The sequence below is a fragment of the Flavobacterium labens genome (assembly GCF_048286755.1).
Taxonomy (GTDB): Bacteria; Bacteroidota; Bacteroidia; order Flavobacteriales; family Flavobacteriaceae; genus Flavobacterium.
In genome coordinates this window covers 1222548-1239189 of sequence record NZ_JBLVPL010000001.1, presented here as the reverse complement: position 1 = coordinate 1239189, position 16642 = coordinate 1222548, and the positions used below count along the sequence as shown (strand labels likewise).

At 35.9% G+C, this 16642-nt stretch carries 12 protein-coding genes and 1 tRNA gene; 5 read left to right on the top strand and 8 right to left on the bottom strand.

What is annotated here, in order from left to right; genetic code table 11:
* Positions 1-74: 74 nt before the first annotated feature.
* The gene (locus ACNQF8_RS05385) at positions 75-2516 is read right to left on the bottom strand and encodes a bifunctional UDP-N-acetylmuramoyl-tripeptide:D-alanyl-D-alanine ligase/alanine racemase (RefSeq protein WP_417953010.1); all 2442 of its coding nucleotides are present in this window, start codon (positions 2514-2516) and stop codon (positions 75-77) included.
* A gap of 224 nt (positions 2517-2740) precedes the next feature.
* Here ACNQF8_RS05385 and ACNQF8_RS05380 point away from each other — a divergent pair, with 224 nt between their 5' ends.
* On the top strand, positions 2741-3346 hold the full coding sequence (locus ACNQF8_RS05380) for a hypothetical protein (protein WP_315210945.1): 606 nt from the start codon (positions 2741-2743) through the stop codon (positions 3344-3346).
* On the opposite strand, the gene ACNQF8_RS05375 is transcribed toward ACNQF8_RS05380, so the two are convergent.
* On the bottom strand, positions 3341-4042 hold the full coding sequence (locus ACNQF8_RS05375; protein WP_417951100.1) for a porin family protein: 702 nt from the start codon (positions 4040-4042) through the stop codon (positions 3341-3343). The genes ACNQF8_RS05380 and ACNQF8_RS05375 overlap by 6 nt on opposite strands.
* Positions 4043-4340: 298 nt before the next feature.
* Between ACNQF8_RS05375 and gnd the strand changes: the two genes are divergently transcribed.
* The 3 genes from gnd to ACNQF8_RS05360 are packed head-to-tail and all read left to right on the top strand — an operon-like array spanning position 4341 to position 8054.
* On the top strand, positions 4341-5240 hold the full coding sequence (gene gnd, locus ACNQF8_RS05370) for a phosphogluconate dehydrogenase (NAD(+)-dependent, decarboxylating) (RefSeq protein WP_417951099.1): 900 nt from the start codon (positions 4341-4343) through the stop codon (positions 5238-5240).
* A 56-nt stretch (positions 5241-5296) separates the two neighbouring features.
* Complete coding sequence (locus ACNQF8_RS05365; protein ID WP_417951098.1) at positions 5297-6616, top strand: gluconate:H+ symporter; 1320 nt, start codon at positions 5297-5299, stop codon at positions 6614-6616.
* Between the two features lie 19 nt (positions 6617-6635).
* Positions 6636-8054 carry a gluconokinase gene (locus ACNQF8_RS05360; protein WP_417953009.1) on the top strand — a complete coding sequence of 473 codons (1419 nt, stop codon included), beginning with the start codon at positions 6636-6638 and terminating at the stop codon, positions 8052-8054.
* Between the two features lie 248 nt (positions 8055-8302).
* On the opposite strand, the gene ACNQF8_RS05355 is transcribed toward ACNQF8_RS05360, so the two are convergent.
* From ACNQF8_RS05355 to ACNQF8_RS05340, 4 genes are all read right to left on the bottom strand, one after another.
* A tRNA-Ser gene (locus tag ACNQF8_RS05355) sits at positions 8303-8389 on the bottom strand.
* A 61-nt stretch (positions 8390-8450) separates the two neighbouring features.
* Positions 8451-9479, bottom strand: a complete 1029-nt coding sequence (locus ACNQF8_RS05350; RefSeq protein ID WP_417953008.1) for an asparaginase — start codon at positions 9477-9479, stop codon at positions 8451-8453.
* Positions 9469-10605 carry a 1-acyl-sn-glycerol-3-phosphate acyltransferase gene (locus ACNQF8_RS05345; RefSeq protein ID WP_417951095.1) on the bottom strand — a complete coding sequence of 379 codons (1137 nt, stop codon included), beginning with the start codon at positions 10603-10605 and terminating at the stop codon, positions 9469-9471. The genes ACNQF8_RS05350 and ACNQF8_RS05345 overlap by 11 nt, the downstream gene beginning before the upstream one ends.
* A gap of 65 nt (positions 10606-10670) precedes the next feature.
* Positions 10671-11438, bottom strand: a complete 768-nt coding sequence (locus tag ACNQF8_RS05340) for a TatD family hydrolase (RefSeq protein WP_315211034.1) — start codon at positions 11436-11438, stop codon at positions 10671-10673.
* A 167-nt stretch (positions 11439-11605) separates the two neighbouring features.
* Between ACNQF8_RS05340 and ACNQF8_RS05335 the strand changes: the two genes are divergently transcribed.
* Positions 11606-12046, top strand: a complete 441-nt coding sequence (locus tag ACNQF8_RS05335) for a retropepsin-like aspartic protease (RefSeq protein ID WP_315210973.1) — start codon at positions 11606-11608, stop codon at positions 12044-12046.
* A 58-nt stretch (positions 12047-12104) separates the two neighbouring features.
* On the opposite strand, the gene ACNQF8_RS05330 is transcribed toward ACNQF8_RS05335, so the two are convergent.
* Positions 12105-14993: a T9SS type A sorting domain-containing protein gene (locus ACNQF8_RS05330; protein WP_417953007.1), complete on the bottom strand. Its 2889-nt coding sequence runs from the start codon at positions 14991-14993 to the stop codon at positions 12105-12107.
* A 406-nt stretch (positions 14994-15399) separates the two neighbouring features.
* The gene (gene odhB / locus ACNQF8_RS05325; RefSeq protein WP_114755025.1) at positions 15400-16626 is read right to left on the bottom strand and encodes a 2-oxoglutarate dehydrogenase complex dihydrolipoyllysine-residue succinyltransferase; all 1227 of its coding nucleotides are present in this window, start codon (positions 16624-16626) and stop codon (positions 15400-15402) included.
* Between the last annotated feature and the right edge of the window lie 16 nt (positions 16627-16642).

The window sequence follows — 16642 nt, the reverse complement described above, 5'->3', positions numbered from 1 at the left end:
GATTGTTAAATATTAAAAACGAAAATAATTAAATTTTAACATACTTTTAATACTTTATATAGAAAAAACAATGTTTATCGATAAAAAACACGTTTTACCCGCTGAGAAACACTGGTAAGAATTTCGTAGGGAATAGTATTTAATTTTTCAGCGATAAAAGATACTGTTGGGCATTCTCCAAAAATAATCACCTGATCTCCTTCTGAACATTCTATCTCTGTAACATCAACCATAAGCATATCCATACAGATACTGCCAACGATATAGGCCTTTGTATTTTTTACCATCACAAATCCCAATCCATTTCCCCAGCCTCTAGAAATTCCATCGGCATATCCTATAGGAATTGTGGCAATTTTTGTTGGCTTCACCGCAATGAATCGTCTGCCATAACCTACACTTTCACCGGCACTAATACTTCTGATTTGTGAAATCACTGATTTCAGCGTCCCCACATTTTCCAACTGTTTTTGTTCTTCGGCGTCATTTGAAACGCCGTAAAGACCAATACCCAAACGCGCCATGTCGTATTGTGAATCCGGATAATTACTAATTCCGCTCGTATTTAAAATATGTCGCAACGGTTTTATTTGTAATTCAGACATCAATTTAGATGATAGCTTTTCAAATAAAGCAATTTGCGCATTTGCAAAATCTTTGAATTCCAAATCATCACTCGTTGCCATGTGTGACAATATACTTTTTACTTTGACGGTTTGATTTCCTTTTAAAGTAGCAATCAAATCATCAATCGTTTTGTCCTCAAAACCCAAACGATGCATTCCTGTATCGAGTTTGATATGTATCGGAAATTGGTTTAAATTCTTTTGTTGTGCAATTTTAAGAAATGCATGAAGTCCTTTTAAACTGTAAATTTCAGGTTCTAACTGGTGTTGAATAATCGCCGGAAAACTGGTTGTTTCAGGATTTAAAACCATAATAGGCAAATGAATTCCTGCGCTTTTCAGCGAAATTCCCTCATCGGCGAAAGCCACTCCCAGATAATCTACTTTATGATGTTCCAGTAATTTAGCGATTTCAAAACCTCCATTTCCATATCCAAAAGCCTTCACCATCACCATAATCTTGACATTTGGTTTCAACTTTGATTTAAAGAAATTCAGGTTATAACTAATCGCATTCAGGTTGATTTCCAGAACAGTTTCATGTGTTTTTTCTTCTAACAAAGAAACAATTTCTTCAAATTGAAACGTTCTTGCTCCTTTGATTAAAATGGTTTCATTAGCAAAGTTCAAATCATCAAATTTTGATATAAACTCAGCTGTATTTCTATAAGTTATGCAATTGGCAAACTTCTTTTCGAATGCCGAAATGGTTTCTCCAATACCGATTACACGATCTATTTTATTCGAAACAATCAACTGGGAAACTTTAGTATACAACTCGTCATTAGATAAACCGCTTTGAAAAATATCCGAAAGAATCACCGTTTTCTTCTTGTATTGCTTTTGACTTTCGAGAAAATCCAATGCAATTTTCAACGACTGAAAATCAGAACTGTAACTGTCGTCAATAATACTGCAGTTGTTGATTCCGTTCTTGACTTTCAAACGCATCTCAACTGGATACAGTAATTCCATTCGGTTTTGAATAGTTTTTTCATCGTATTTAAAATACAATAAAACCATCAAACAAGTGATAGCGTTTTCTACCGATGCCTCGTCTTGAAACGGAATTTTTATCTCAAAATGTTCTTGCCCGAATTCAATATTCAAAAGTGTCGTGTCTAAAACACTTTTTTTGGAAACAAAAACAGATGCACTTTTATCATTGAAACTCCATGAAAACAGTTTGGTTTTCGGGTCGACAACAATATCAATAATTTTATTTTTATTATAAATTAAAACCTCAGCGTGCTTAAAGAGTTTTAATTTTTCGGTTATTTTTTCTTCTGTACTTACAAAACCTTCATCGTGTGCAGTTCCAATATTTGTAAGGATTCCAATGGTTGGTTTGACAATCTCCTGTAATTTATCCATTTCAGAACGAGTGGAAATACCCGCTTCAAAAATACCTAAATTGTGTTTTTCATTAATCGCAATCACAGAAAGCGGAACACCAATTTGGGAGTTATAACTCTTTGGACTTCGAATCACGTTATAATCAGGACTTAATAAAAAGTTGAGCCATTCCTTGACAATCGTTTTACCGTTGCTTCCTGTAAGTCCGATAATAGGAAAATCAAAAAGACTGCGATAGTTTGCCGCAAATTGCTGTAAAGCAATCAGGGTGTTTTCAACAACAAAGAAATTAGCTTTTCCCTCACATTCTTCAGGAATATGAGTAACTACAAAATTTTGAACACCCGTTGCAATTAAATCCTTGATGTATCGGTGTGCATCATTATTTGCTCCGACCAATGCAAAAAACAACGTCTGCGATCCGTTTTGCAAAGAACGACTGTCAATAGAAATGGTATCTATTGCCAAACTAGTGTTGTTACCAATGAATTTAGCAGGGATATTTTGAATACTTTTTAGGATTTTTTGGTTCATGGAATTAGAAAGAGATTGAAGTAGATTTCTGGTTTAGAAATTATTCTTTTAATAGTTCGCTATTTGTAAAACTTTCTCAAAAATAACACTTCTTTTCAAAACGAGGACTTAGATATACTATAATTATACCCAATTCCGTTTATTTAAGAAAAAGAAACAATAGCATTAGCTTCACTAATTTTAGCAGATTACTTATATTTGTTTTTAGATTAAAATCAGACGTTTTGAAAAAAATCCTTCCATTGTTTTCCTATGTTTTCCATCCGATATTCATACCGGCAATGGCCACGATGTTTTACCTTTCCTTTAACGACGCTGAGTTTGTAAATCAAGAAAAACTATTTGTTTTTTTTCAGGTTCTGGTTGTAACTGTAATTTTACCTTCTTTGGTGTTTTTATTATTACGTACAGCAGGAAACATAGATTCCATAATGCTTGCCGAAGTATCACAACGTAAAATTCCATTAATACTTCACTGTTTTTTACTTATTTTATTGGTAAAAAAAAGTATTACCATAGATCGATATCCTGAGTTGCATTTTTTTCTTCTGGGTGCGCTTTTGAGTACTATATTAGCGCTTATTCTTTTGTTTGCCAATATAAAAGCGAGCCTTCACATGATAGCAATCAGTTCCTTGACGGTTTTTATAATTGGATTAAGCTTACACCTTCAACTTCAAAACACATTTATAATTGCTGTATTGATTCTACTCAATGGTTTTGTAGCTTCTTCACGATTAGAAATGAAAGCACACACCAATAAAGAATTGGTTATAGGTTTTATCCTGGGAGCTGTACCTCAGTTGCTTTTATTAGTGCTGTGGTTATAAAATGTAGAATATAATTCCAATATTCAATGACTTCATAGCAACAGATTCGTCATTTACTTTTGCAGATTTAAAGAGCGAATTCAAACCGTAATACGCATATAAATTAATCGTATTATAACCTGATGAAATATAAGCGCCGTACTGAAATTTATTAAAATCTTGATTTCCTGTCACTATCACTTTCCCATCAGCACTATTGAAAATAGATCTGTCATAGAGCAAATAACTCAATTTAAATCCTCCATAAATTCTCCAAAATTTATGACTTTCATAAGTAGAAGTTCTCCATCTAAACTCAAGAGGAACATCAACTGAAAGCAGAGAGAACTTGTTTTTATCATATGCAATATCCGAATCGATAATAGTATATACCGGCGTTCCTGCAGGTGAAGAAATGGCTAGATTCTGATTGTAATTATTATATGAAAAACCAATACCAGAAGCAATCGCTACCGTTCTTTTTTTATTAATAGGCATATCTCTCAGAAAACCTGCCGATAGCCCCGAAGAAAATTTACTTTGTGACACTCCGGATGGCTTATTCGTCAAAGTATTATATGTTATTGCAAAATAAAACTGATCCTCTCTATACAAGGAATCAACTTTTACAATTACAGTATCTTGAGTTGTTGTATTTTCTTGGGAAAAAACATTCAAAACCGATAAAAGAAGAAAACAACTAAGAAAAATTCGCATATTGTTTTGGGTTTAAATTGCTCAATGGTGGCTTAAAACACCTTTCAGGTTTCAATTCTCATTATAACGTTACAAATATACCATTTTGATAGTTTTCTAATAGATTATGACAACAAATAAACTTTCATAAAAATGAGTCGATACAAAACCTCAAAAAAATAATTAACATATTGAATCCAACAAGTTTAATATTTTTCGAATAAATTGCTTGTTAAAAAATTAAAACCAATATTTTTACTTTAAAAATTTTAACGATTACTCAAAAACGTCTTCAAATCAGACTTAAAACAATACAACCATGCAAATTGGAATTATAGGATTAGGAAAAATGGGCTTCAACCTTGCCTTAAATCTTCAGCGAAACGGTTACGAAGTAATAGCACAAGATGTCAATACTGACTTTGTTACAAAAATTGGCCAGGAAGGAATCACAACCGCGCATTCCGTGAAAGAATTATGTCAAAAACTGAACGACAGAAAAGTGATTTGGCTAATGGTTCCTGCAGGTGAAATTGTAGACGCAGTGATCACTTCTTTACTTCCTTTTTTAGAAAAAAACGACATTATCATTGACGGAGGAAACTCTAACTATAAAGATTCCAAACGCCGTTATTCGCAACTCAAGGAACTCGGCATTGACTTTTTAGATTGTGGAACTTCAGGTGGAACATCGGGAGCTTTACATGGTGCTTGTACGATGATAGGCGGAGAACCTGCCGTATTTCAATATGTCGCGCAAGTTTTCAAAGATATTTCTGTTGAGAACGGACATCTTTATACTGGTGCAGCCGGAAGCGGACATTTCACAAAAATGGTTCACAACGGAATCGAATACGGAATGATGCAATCTATTGCCGAAGGTTTCGAAGTTTTTGAACATTCTGAATTTGACATTGATTTCGAAAAAACAGCCAAACTTTTCAATCACGGTTCCGTAGTGCGCAGTTGGCTAATGGAACTCACTGAAAATGCCTTCTCAAAAGACCCAAAACTAGACAGCATCAAAGGAATTATGCATTCCTCCGGCGAAGGAAAATGGACATTGGAAACCGCTTTAGATTTGGGTGTTCCTACTCCAGTTATTGCATTGTCAATAATGATGCGTTACCGTTCCCAAATGCAAGATACTTTCTCCGGAAAAGTGGTAGCGGCACTTCGCAATGAATTTGGCGGTCACGCTGTCGAAAAAAACGAATAACTGATTACACAAAAAACCCATTCGAAGATAATTTTTAATTTCTCAAATTCAAGTACATGTCAATATTGATCTTAATTGCAAGTATCCTTTTATTACTTGTCTTGATATCCGCGGTAAAACTCAATGCGTTCCTCTCGTTGATTATCGCTTCTTTCTTTGTGGGAATTGCAAAAGGCATGCTCTTTCCTGACATCCTAAATTCCCTCCAACAAGGAATTGGAAGCACACTAGGTTCATTGATTTTGATTATTGCACTTGGAGTTATACTGGGAAATATCCTTTCAGATAGTGGTGCGGCACAACGAATAAGTTCGGTGATGATTCGGTCTTTTGGCGTTAAGCATATCAAATGGGCGATGTTGCTTACGGGTTTTGCAGTAGGAATTTCGATGTTTTACAATGCCGGATTTGTGATTTTGATTCCAATGGTTTTCGCTGTCGCAAAAAGTACGAAGCAGCCCATAATTTATCTTGGAATTGCCATGGCATCTGCACTTTCGGTGACACACGGTTTTTTGCCGCCTCATCCGGGACCTACAGCCATTGCAGTAATTTTCAAGGCTGACATTGGTAAAACGCTGTTGCTCGGATTGATAATTGCCATTCCTACTTTATTGATTGCGGGAATTCTGTTCCCGGAATTCATTAAGAAAATTGTCGCTAATCCACCCAAAGGATTATTCGAAAGTAAAACATTCGCTGAAAACGAAATGCCTTCTTTCGGAATCAGTTTTCTGACTGCTTTGATTCCTGTTATCTTAATGGCTATGGCAACCATAAGCGAATTAACCTTGCCTGAAACATCTTCTTTGCGTCATACACTTGGATTTATTGGAAGTCCAACCACGTCAATGCTTCTCGCGGTATTATTTGCCATTGTTTTTTTAGGCATTAATCGCGGTCGAAAAATGCAGGACATAATGGATAAATCCAGTTCGGCACTGAGTTCAGCAACTATGATTATTATGATTATTGCGGCAGGTGGAGCTTTCAAACAAGTACTGATTGACAGTGGCATTGGTACTGATTTAGCTGTTTTTTTCGAAACCTCAACACTTTCTCCATTAGTATTAGGCTGGCTTGTAGCAACAATTATCAGGATAGCTTTAGGCTCAGCAACCGTAGCGGGATTAACTGCAGCAGGGATTGTACAGCCTTTAGTAATAAGCTCAGGAATAAGTCCAGAATTGATGGTATTATCAATTGGAGCCGGAAGTTTAATGTGTTCTCACGTGAATGACACGGGATTCTGGATGTTTAAAGAGTATTTCGGCATCAGTATTTCGGATACGTTTAAAACATGGACCGTTATGGAAACTATCATTGGAATAATGGGATTGATTGGCGTATTATTACTGAATTTACTCGTGGGATAACCCCAATTAAACTAAAAAAATGGAGCAATTTTACATCGGAATAGACATTGGCACTACAGCAACTAAAGCCGTGTGTTTTGACAGAACCGGGAAAGTGATTCTAGAATGTAGTCAATCCTATTCTATGTACCATCCGAAGCCAGATTGGAGCATTCAAAAACCTGATGAAATTCTAGCGTCAGTTTTAGGATGCATCCAAGAAATCACAAAAGGGATTCAGCCTGAATTCATCAGTTTTAGTTCGGCTATGCAAAGTATAATAGCAATCGACAACTTGGGGAAACCGCTCACCGATGCTATCATTTGGGCCGATAATAGAGCGCATGCATTAGCCGAAGCGTTAAAAGAATCCGAACAGGGAAAAAATTTCTATCAAAAAACAGGAATTCCCATTCATACCTTTTCACCCATGACCAAAATTGCTTGGTTAAAAGAACACGATACAATCACTTTTTCTAAAACGCATAAGTTCATTAGCATCAAAGAATACATTTGGCATCATCTTACCGGCGAATATGTAATTGATTCCTCGATGGCATCCGGAACTGGCTTAATGAACATTCACACACTACAGTGGGATTTAGATATTTTAGATTATTTGAAAATAGATGAATCCCAACTTTCTAAAATAGTTAGTCCAACCCACAAAACCAAAGGACAATCTGATGAATTCTATTATGTTTTGGGTAGCGGTGATGGTGTATTGGCAAATTTAGGAACCGGAGCAATGGAAGCTGGCCGAATGGCGTTATCTATTGGAACCAGTGGCGCGGTACGTTTACCCATTGACAAACCTTTTATTGATCCTGAAATGCGAACGCAATGTTACCATTTGATGGACAATCAGTATTTGAAACTGGGAGCGATTAATAATGGCGCAATTGTTTTGCAATGGCTAAAAGAATCTATCTTAAAAACAGATGAATCTTTCCAAGAATTATTCAAACAAGCTGAAACAATTCCTGCAGGATCCGAAGGCTTGCTTTTTGTTCCTTATTTATTGGGCGAAAGAGCGCCTATTTGGGATGCTTCTGCCCAAGGAACGCTTTTAGGAATCCAAATTATCCATACCAAAGCGCACTTCATTAGAGCGACACTGGAAGGCATCTTATTTGGACTATTAAGTATTACCGAAATCTTACTCCCAAATCCGGAAGAGAGATACAAAATCACCATAATGGCGAGTGGCGGTTTTGGAAAAAGTGAACTTTGGCTGCAAATGGTAGCTGATATTTTTCAAATGAAAGTAATCGTAGCCGAAACAATCGAAGCTTCCGCTTGGGGAGCTGTTTTGATTGGTTTTAAAGCTACTGATATTGCCCTTCCATCCGAAAATAAAGTTGGAAAAACCTTTTTACCAAATAAAGATTCTAAAGAAATCTACGAACAAAGCTTTGAAAAATTTAAAAAGATTTATTCTTTGTTGAAAGATATTTAAAATAAGAAATTAATGCTCGGCACTTCATGCCTGATTCTTTTTTGTTTTATAGATTAGACAAACTAAAAAGTTTGCCACGCTATAGCTAGAGATTAACTCCGTTGATCCCAAGAAGGGCGTCTCACAAAAAAATTAATGCTCGGCACTTCATGCCTGATCCTTTTTTGTTTTATAGCTTAGACAAACTAAAAAGTTTGCCACGCTATAAAACAAAAAATGCTCCCCTTTCGGAAAGCATTATTTTTTTGCAGAGAGGATGGGATTCGAACCCACGATGCAGTTACCCACATACTAGCTTTCCAGGCTAGCTCCTTCAACCACTCGGACACCTCTCTATTTTATTTGAGGTTGCAAATAACAATAAAAAAAATGAGTTAGAAAAGTAAAATCTAACTATTATGCTATTTCTCCTCGCAAAGAAGTTTCAAAAATAGTTTTAAAGTCTTTTTGATCAATTTTTTGGCCTAGCAGATACATTAACTTAGTGATTGCAGCTTCAGTTGTGATATCTTTTCCGGAAATCACTCCAATTTCTTTCATGCCTGTACTAGTCTCATATTGCCCCATGCTAACACTTCCACCGGAGCATTGTGTTACATTGATGATGTGTAAACCTCTAGCAATTGCTTTTTTCAATAAGTTCAAAAACCAATCTTCAGTAGGTGCATTTCCAGCTCCATAAGTTTCTAAGACAATCCCTTTAAGATTTGGAATATCAAAAATCGCTGCCAAAACTGCTTCGCTGATACCCGGAAACATTTTTATAATCGCTACGTTGTTATCTAAGTTTTTATAAACCTTGAATTCTTTATCTTGGCTTTTAGCCAAGAATAATTCTGGATTCAATTTTAAATGTACACCAGACTCTACTAATTCAGGATAATTTGGAGAAGTGAATGCTTTGAAATGTTCCGCATTTATCTTTGTAGTCCTGTTCCCTCGGTATAATTTGTACTCAAAATAAAGACACACTTCGCTGATAACTGGTTCATCATTTTCTCGTAAAGATGCAATTTGAATGGCAGTAATTAAGTTTTCTTTGGCGTCCGTACGTAAATCTCCAATGGGTAATTGAGATCCGGTAAAAATTACGGGTTTCGATAAATTTTCGAGCATAAAACTCAACGCCGATGCCGAATAAGACATGGTATCTGATCCATGAAGCACCACAAATCCGTCAAATGAAGTGTAATTATCCTCAATAATGGTCGCAATTTTAGCCCATTCTTCAGGATTCATATTCGAAGAATCAATAGGATTTTCGAAAGAAATGGTTTCTATTTCACAATCAAGTTGTTTCAACTCTGGAATACGCTGCAACAATTTACTAAAATTGAAAGCTTTGAGCGCTCCCGTCTCAAAATCTTTTCTCATACCGATTGTTCCTCCAGTATAGATTAAAAGTATTCTGGCTTTATACAACATCGTGGTATTTTAATTTATTGAAAACTGGATTGGCATACATCGCCAGAAAACCGTCTAAGGCAACTGGATTGTCATGATCAATTCGCATTTCAAGTCTACGTTCGAATAATGATTTTTCATTTTCGGTGTATAAATGAGCAAAGCGACTGGTCTTGTTAACAATATCAAACGCAATGAAATTTGTTGGCCATAATTTATAATTGCTCAATATGGCATCATCAATTACTTGTGCCAAAGCTACTATTTGCTTGTTCGAGCTGTCATTTTCAGTTTTGATGGCTTCAATTTCTGTATCTAAAACTTTGCCTACGTGAATATGAATTCTTTTCTTTTGTCCCAATGCACCGCTAAGAATCGTCATGAAATCTTCATTTTTCTCTTTAACGTATACTTCATTATTGGCTTCAGCCATTAATTGAGGCATTTTCAAAGCATCAGTAGGATCGTATTCGTATGAAATAGAAACCGGTACAATTTTTATTTTCTTAAAATAGTCCATCAAGTTCTTTTCATCAGAACCCATTCCAAGCATTTTCAAAACACCAGGATTAGTCTCGTCATTCCCATCTTTAGTCCTTCCCTCGCGTTGTGCAATCCAAACGGAACGGTTTTCATGAAGCAATAAATTCCCAATATATTCTGCCAATAGCTTTGAGCTTTGCAGCATTTCCCTTGGCGTTAAGCCACGTTGTACGAGAAAGTTCCGGTTCAGTTTTGCTAATGTATTCAAAAAAGCTTTTTTGACTAAATTATCACCAATCGCTGAAGCAGTCATCACTAAACCGTGCTCAAACAAAGCCGTATTCAACAACGTTGTATCTAAAAGAATATCGCGATGATTTGATATAAATAAGTAAGAAGTATTAGGTTCTAAATTTTCAAAACCGGAAGTCGTCAAGCCTTCGGAGCTTTTTTCCAATACTTTTTGGACCGATTGGTAAATGAAATTACACTGAAAATCACGAATAGAATGCGTTTTGCGAAGTTGTTCTTTCCAAACTTCATCCGCAACATCCGGGAAAGTAAAATTCATCAATGCTTTCATCATGGGATGATTAACAACATTCTGAAGTGCTTCGTTTATTTCGGAATTATAAAATGGCCGAATAGCGTCAAATTTCTGCATTTTGGTTCTCAATTTTTGTGTGGGCAAATGAACAAAAAAAATATCAAAATAAGGTAAATTCTACTTTAAATCCCAAAAATAGCTTTAGAATTCTCTGTGGTGATTGCCGCAATTTCATTTGCCGAAAGGCTATAAATTTGCGCTAACTTATCTACTACATTAACAATATAACTACTTTCGTTTCTTTTTCCTCTAAAAGGGATTGGTGATAAATAAGGAGAATCCGTTTCTAGAACTATGTGTTTTAAATCAATTTGGTTCAGGAACTGGTCGATTTTTCCATTTTTAAAAGTAACCACACCACCTATTCCCAGCTTCATGTTATACGAAATCGCTTGTAAAGCCTGCTCATAAGTACCTGTAAAACAATGAAAAATACCGAATAAATCATCTGACTTTTCTTCCTCCAAAATTTCAAAGATTTCATCGAAAGCTTCTCGGCAATGAATCACAATAGGCAATTTGTATTGCTTGGCTAATTGAATTTGCTTTTTGAAAGCGATTTGTTGCTGCGGCAAATGGGTTTTGTCCCAATACAAATCGATTCCAATTTCGCCTACCGCGTAGAATTTTCTTTTAGCCAATTCATTTTCCACATGTTGCAATTCCTCCAGATAATTGTCTTTTACATACGTTGGGTGTAAACCCATCATCAAGAAAACATTATTAGGATGGTTTTTCTCCAATTCATACATCGATTGGGTGCAGGTAGAATCGATTGCGGGAATAAAAAAACGCGAAACACCGGCGTCAATAGCGCGTTGTATCATTTCGTTTCGATCTTGATCAAATTCCTCTGAGTATAAATGGGTATGTGTATCAGTGATTGTTATAGTTGCTTCCAAGTGTAAAGTTTAAGTGTACAAAATTACAAGAATAAAACTTGTCGAAAAAATGGTTTTAAAAAGATTCTCATAGAAAAATAGATTTGTACAATTCCTTCAACAACTCCATGTATCTTTGTAAAACAGAAAAAATGACTGAAATAAATTCCGCATAAATGAAGAACCTCCAAGATATTCTTAAAAAAGAAAACTACAAAAAAGTAAAATTTAAGATTACTAAAACACAGCATCTTTTGATAAAAGCAAAAATCAATGGTGTGATAGGGAATTTCATTCTGGATACAGGAGCTTCAAATAGCTGCGTAGGATTTGAGAGTATTGATTTGTTTTTATTAGACGCAAAAAAATCAAAGACAAAAGCCTCTGGTGCTGGCGCCACCGGAATGTTTACCCAACTGGCTTTAAAAAATCAATTGCAACTTGGTTCTTGGAAAGATTCCGATTTTGAACTCGTTATTTTTGATTTGTCTCACGTTAATGAAGCTTTACTGCAACACAAAGCAAAACCAGTTCATGGAATCATTGGCGCTGATATTTTAATGAAAGGAAAAGCGATTGTGGATTATTACAATCATTATTTGTATTTGTTGAAATAAAAGAAAAGAGCGTATCGAAAATCGACACGCTCTGCTTCAACTACAAACCAAAATAAACTTATTCTTTAACCATTTTGGTGGTGGTTACTTTTCCATCTAAAACTGTTTTTACAATATAAACTCCTTTTGAAAGTTGACTTGTTTGAATAGTTGTGGAGTTACTTTTTGGGCTTTTGACTAAAACTTCCTGACCTAAAACAGTGTAAACACTAACTTTTTCGATGGTACTATTGGCTTCAATTGTAAAATAATTAGTAACCGGGTTTGGATACATTATCACTTTTGAAATTTCAAAATTAGCAACACTTAAATTAGCAACTGTTTTACTGAAATAAACGTTATCAATATAAACCCTTCCGGCTGGTGCTCCAGATAAGACTAACTGAGCAATATGTGCTTTGGTAGTTAAACCTGTAAACTCTGATAAAGGAATATCATAACTATTCCAACCAGATAATGTTGGGGTACGCGTCACTTCAAACTCTACATCATCGCCCCCTTGATACACTCCGTTTGCACCAAAATCAACTAATTTAACTCGGAAAGCTGTTAAATCTGGCGTCCACACATCGATATGAAAATACAACATTTGAGTCGCGTCTATTATTCCGTTAACATCTACTCCAAAATAACTCAAGTTTGTATATTTTTTAGTATCATTCCCCGCAATTTGCATGTCTGTCAAAGTACTTCCTGATGACCAATCTGTTCTCCACGTGGTAACAGGAACATTCGTGTAGGCATTGCTGAACATAGAAATAACATTAGATGCGGAAACTGTAGGCGTTGGCGCAGCAATAGTTGGCTCTGTTGGCGCAACCACAACCGTTGATTTATAAAAATAAAAGTTATCCAGATAAACCGTTGTCCCTGCAGGAACTGATGACAAACTCATTTGAAAAACGGTAGCGAGGTTTATCCCCGGAAAATTGGTAGCATTTAATACTATATCAAAACTATTCCAACCTGCTGCGATAGTCAATGTTACACCCGCTTCAACAGGACCTTGATTGATTAGATTAATTTTTACAGATGTTGCACTTGAAGACCATAAATCTACGTGCATTTTTGTCATATTCGAAAGATCAAAAACTTCAGTACCTGGCAAGGTAACCCCTTGATAGTTGAAATTTGTTAATTTTCTTGTGTTGTTTCCCCCAATAAGTTCTTCGGTAACATCCGTAGACTGCCCCCAACATTTACACCAGTCACCCGCTTTATATACAGCATAAGCATCACTAAAGATTGATTTAACATCCAAAGCATCTCTTACAGGAGGTGTTGGTGCAGCTACACTTGGAGAAGTTGCAGCAACAGGAGTGGCTATTTTTGCAGAAAACGTAATGTTATCTACGTAGCAAACATGATCTGCCGTTCTTGTTGTCCCTTCAGGGATAAAATCAGGAAATACAATAATTTGATCAATTCCTGTAGAAACTCCTTCCCCTATTTTCCCAGCAAAATTAAATGTCAATTCTTCCCATTCATTAATTTTAGTATTGGTAACCGTGATTTCACCTGTAGAACCGCCATCAGGGCGTGCCAACTTAATACCTACTTTGCTGATTACATCTTTATAGACCATCATTTTAATCGTACTATTGGTTTCATTCAACGTAAACGTTCCAATACCATTTGTACCAGAAGCATGAGCCGTTTCAAAACCAGTATACCACGCGCCTGCAACCAGTGCTGTAAACTTAGCTGCTGTGTTTGAAGTGTTCATTCCTGTTTTATTAGGATTTGCTGCTAACAAAGAAGCTGTTGAACCTCCCGATGGATTATCAAAAGAAGTCAAAACCCAAGTAGAACCATATTCACCAGTTTCAAAAGTAACGGGTGCATAAGGAGCTGCAGGTGGCGGAGCAACAATCGCAACCTTATTAAAATAAACATTATCTATAAATACTGTTCCTGCAGAACCCGAGAAAACAAACTGTGCAATATGTGCTTTTGTCGTCAAACCAGTAAATTGGGAAAGCGGAATTTCTAAACTGTTCCAACCACTTAAAGTTAAGGTGCGGGTGATTTCAAACTCTTTATCATCACCGCCTTGATACGCGCCATCAGCTCCAAAATCAACTATTTTAATTTTAAAAGTTGTCACATCCGGAGTCCAAACATCAATATGAAAATTAAGCATTGCTGAAGCATCAATTTTATTGGCTTCAGTAATTACTCCAAAATAACTTAAATCCGTGTACTTTTTAGTATCATTTCCAGCAATTTGAATATCAGATAAAATGTTACCTGATTGTCCCCAATCTGCTCTCCAATTGTCTACTGGAACGTTTGTGTAAGCATTGCTGAATAACGAAATAACTTCTGTGGATGCTACAGTTGGTGTTGGCGCAGCAGCTGTTGGTAATGTTGCAGCAGGTTTTGCTGAAAAAGTTACGTTGTCAAAATAACTGGTCGTTTCAGAAGTTCTGGCATTGAAATCTAAAAAGAATATAATCTGATCGATATTGATGGTTTCAACCAATCCTATTTTCCCTGAAAAATCAAAAGTCAGTTCTTCCCATTCATTAATTTTAGTATTAGGCACTTTAATTTCCTGTTGTGCGCCACCATTTCCTATTGCAAATTTGATTCCTACATCACTAATAACTGATTTGTAAACCATTATTTTGACAATACTGTTGGATGCGCTCAAGGTAAAAGTTCCAATGCCATTGAGTCCCGAAGCATGAGCCGTCTCAAATCCGGCATAAGGAGCAGCTCCTGAAGTAGTACTGCCAGCTATAAATTTTCCAACTGTTGCTGAGTTATTGATTCCTCCTGGGAATGGATTAGAAACTTTGGAATAACCAGCTCCAGTTCCATTTTCAAAAGTTGTAAATGACCATGTCGAACCGAATTGTCCGTTCTCAAAGGTGACTGGTGCATTTTGTGAGAATCCTGTTAAAAAAAACAACAAGAAAATAAATAAAGTAAAGTTCTTCATAATTTTGAGGTATTAGTTGTTCTCAAATTTATGAATGTATTGTGTTGTGATTTAAAATCACACCTATCTAAAAACTATACAGTACCACAAAGAAATTTTACACATACAAACTGTCGAAAATCCTTCTGCAACTGGGACTTAACTTTATTTTATGAGACATAAAAAAAAGATGCACAACAACATCTAAATCCATAATGTTGTGGTAATGTTATGGTTAATTCCCAAAACATTACGTTTATTTTTAAATAAAATATAATTAATTATGTAATTAAAAATCATAATAGCAATAAAAAACAAAAATAAAAATGCTTTTATAACTCGTAAATTAATCTACAAAAAAAATCCCGCCTTGTTTAATAACATAGCGGGATTGAAATATATTTTTATAAAGTTGATAAAACTAATTTTACAACTCTAACGCTTTTTTAGGATTGTTATCCATCAATAATTCCATTGGGTTTTCTAATGCTTCTTTTACAGCTACCAAGAATCCAACAGACTCACGACCATCAATGATTCTATGGTCATAAGACAATGCTACATACATCATTGGGTGAATTTCCACTTTACCGTTTACGGCAATTGGACGCTCAATAATATTGTGCATCCCAAGAATTCCAGATTGAGGGGGATTGATGATTGGTGTACTCAACATACTTCCAAAAACACCACCATTAGTAATCGTAAACGTTCCACCGGTCATATCATCAACTGTGATTTGTCCGTCACGTGCTTTAAGCGCTAATCTTTTTATATCTGCTTCAACTCCACGGAAAGTCAAGTTTTCAGCATTACGAACTACAGGAACCATTAATCCTTTTGGTCCTGAAACTGCAATTGAAATATCGCAAAAATCGAAAGCAATTTTGTGATCACCATCCATCATTGAGTTTACATCTGGGAAAAGTTGTAACGCTCTGGTTACTGCTTTAGTAAAGAAAGACATGTATCCTAAACCTATTCCGCCATGTTTTGCTTTGAACGCATCTTTGTATTCATTACGAATCAAATTGATTGGCGTCATGTTTACTTCATTAAAAGTAGTCAACATTGCTGTTTCGTTTTTAGCGGCAACTAATCTTTCAGCCACTTTACGACGCAACATAGATAATTTAGTACGCTCTGTTCCACGAGATCCACCTGTAGGAGTTCCCATTGAAGGCACAGCATTTACGGCATCATCTTTAGTGATTCTTCCGTCTTTTCCAGTTCCTGTTATGGAAGCTGGCGCTATATTTTTTTCGTCTAATATTTTTCTTGCTGCTGGAGATGGAGTTCCTGAAGCGTAAGTTGCTGCTGGAGCTGCTGCTACGGGAGCCGCTTTTGGTGCTTCTGCTTTAACTTCAGCTTTTGGTGCTTCAACTGCCGCCGCCGGTGCATCACCTGCTGGTTTTGCTGCACTCGTATCGATTAAACAAACTACCGCTCCTACTGCTACTGCATCGCCTTCTTCTGCTTTTAAAGTAATGATTCCGCTTGCTTCTGCTGGCAATTCTAATGTTGCTTTATCAGAATCAACCTCAGCAATTGCTTGGTCTTTTTCTACATAATCTCCGTCTTTTACCAACCAAGTTGCAATTTCAACTTCCTTTATAGATTCCCCTGGTGACGGGACTTTCATTTCTAAAATCATGTTCTATTATTTTAAA

What these genes read in the sequence shown, in the direction of transcription:
- ACNQF8_RS05385 (WP_417953010.1), bottom strand. Translation starts at nt 2,516, where the DNA reads ATGAACCAAAAAATCCTAAAAAGTATTCAAAATATCCCTGCTAAATTC.
- ACNQF8_RS05375 (WP_417951100.1), bottom strand. Translation starts at nt 4,042, where the DNA reads ATGCGAATTTTTCTTAGTTGTTTTCTTCTTTTATCGGTTTTGAATGTT.
- gnd (WP_417951099.1), top strand. Translation starts at nt 4,341, where the DNA reads ATGCAAATTGGAATTATAGGATTAGGAAAAATGGGCTTCAACCTTGCC.
- ACNQF8_RS05365 (WP_417951098.1), top strand. Translation starts at nt 5,297, where the DNA reads ATGTCAATATTGATCTTAATTGCAAGTATCCTTTTATTACTTGTCTTG.
- ACNQF8_RS05360 (WP_417953009.1), top strand. Translation starts at nt 6,636, where the DNA reads ATGGAGCAATTTTACATCGGAATAGACATTGGCACTACAGCAACTAAA.
- ACNQF8_RS05350 (WP_417953008.1), bottom strand. Translation starts at nt 9,479, where the DNA reads ATGTTGTATAAAGCCAGAATACTTTTAATCTATACTGGAGGAACAATC.
- ACNQF8_RS05345 (WP_417951095.1), bottom strand. Translation starts at nt 10,605, where the DNA reads ATGCAGAAATTTGACGCTATTCGGCCATTTTATAATTCCGAAATAAAC.
- ACNQF8_RS05335 (WP_315210973.1), top strand. Translation starts at nt 11,606, where the DNA reads ATGAAGAACCTCCAAGATATTCTTAAAAAAGAAAACTACAAAAAAGTA.
- ACNQF8_RS05330 (WP_417953007.1), bottom strand. Translation starts at nt 14,993, where the DNA reads ATGAAGAACTTTACTTTATTTATTTTCTTGTTGTTTTTTTTAACAGGA.
- odhB (WP_114755025.1), bottom strand. Translation starts at nt 16,626, where the DNA reads ATGATTTTAGAAATGAAAGTCCCGTCACCAGGGGAATCTATAAAGGAA.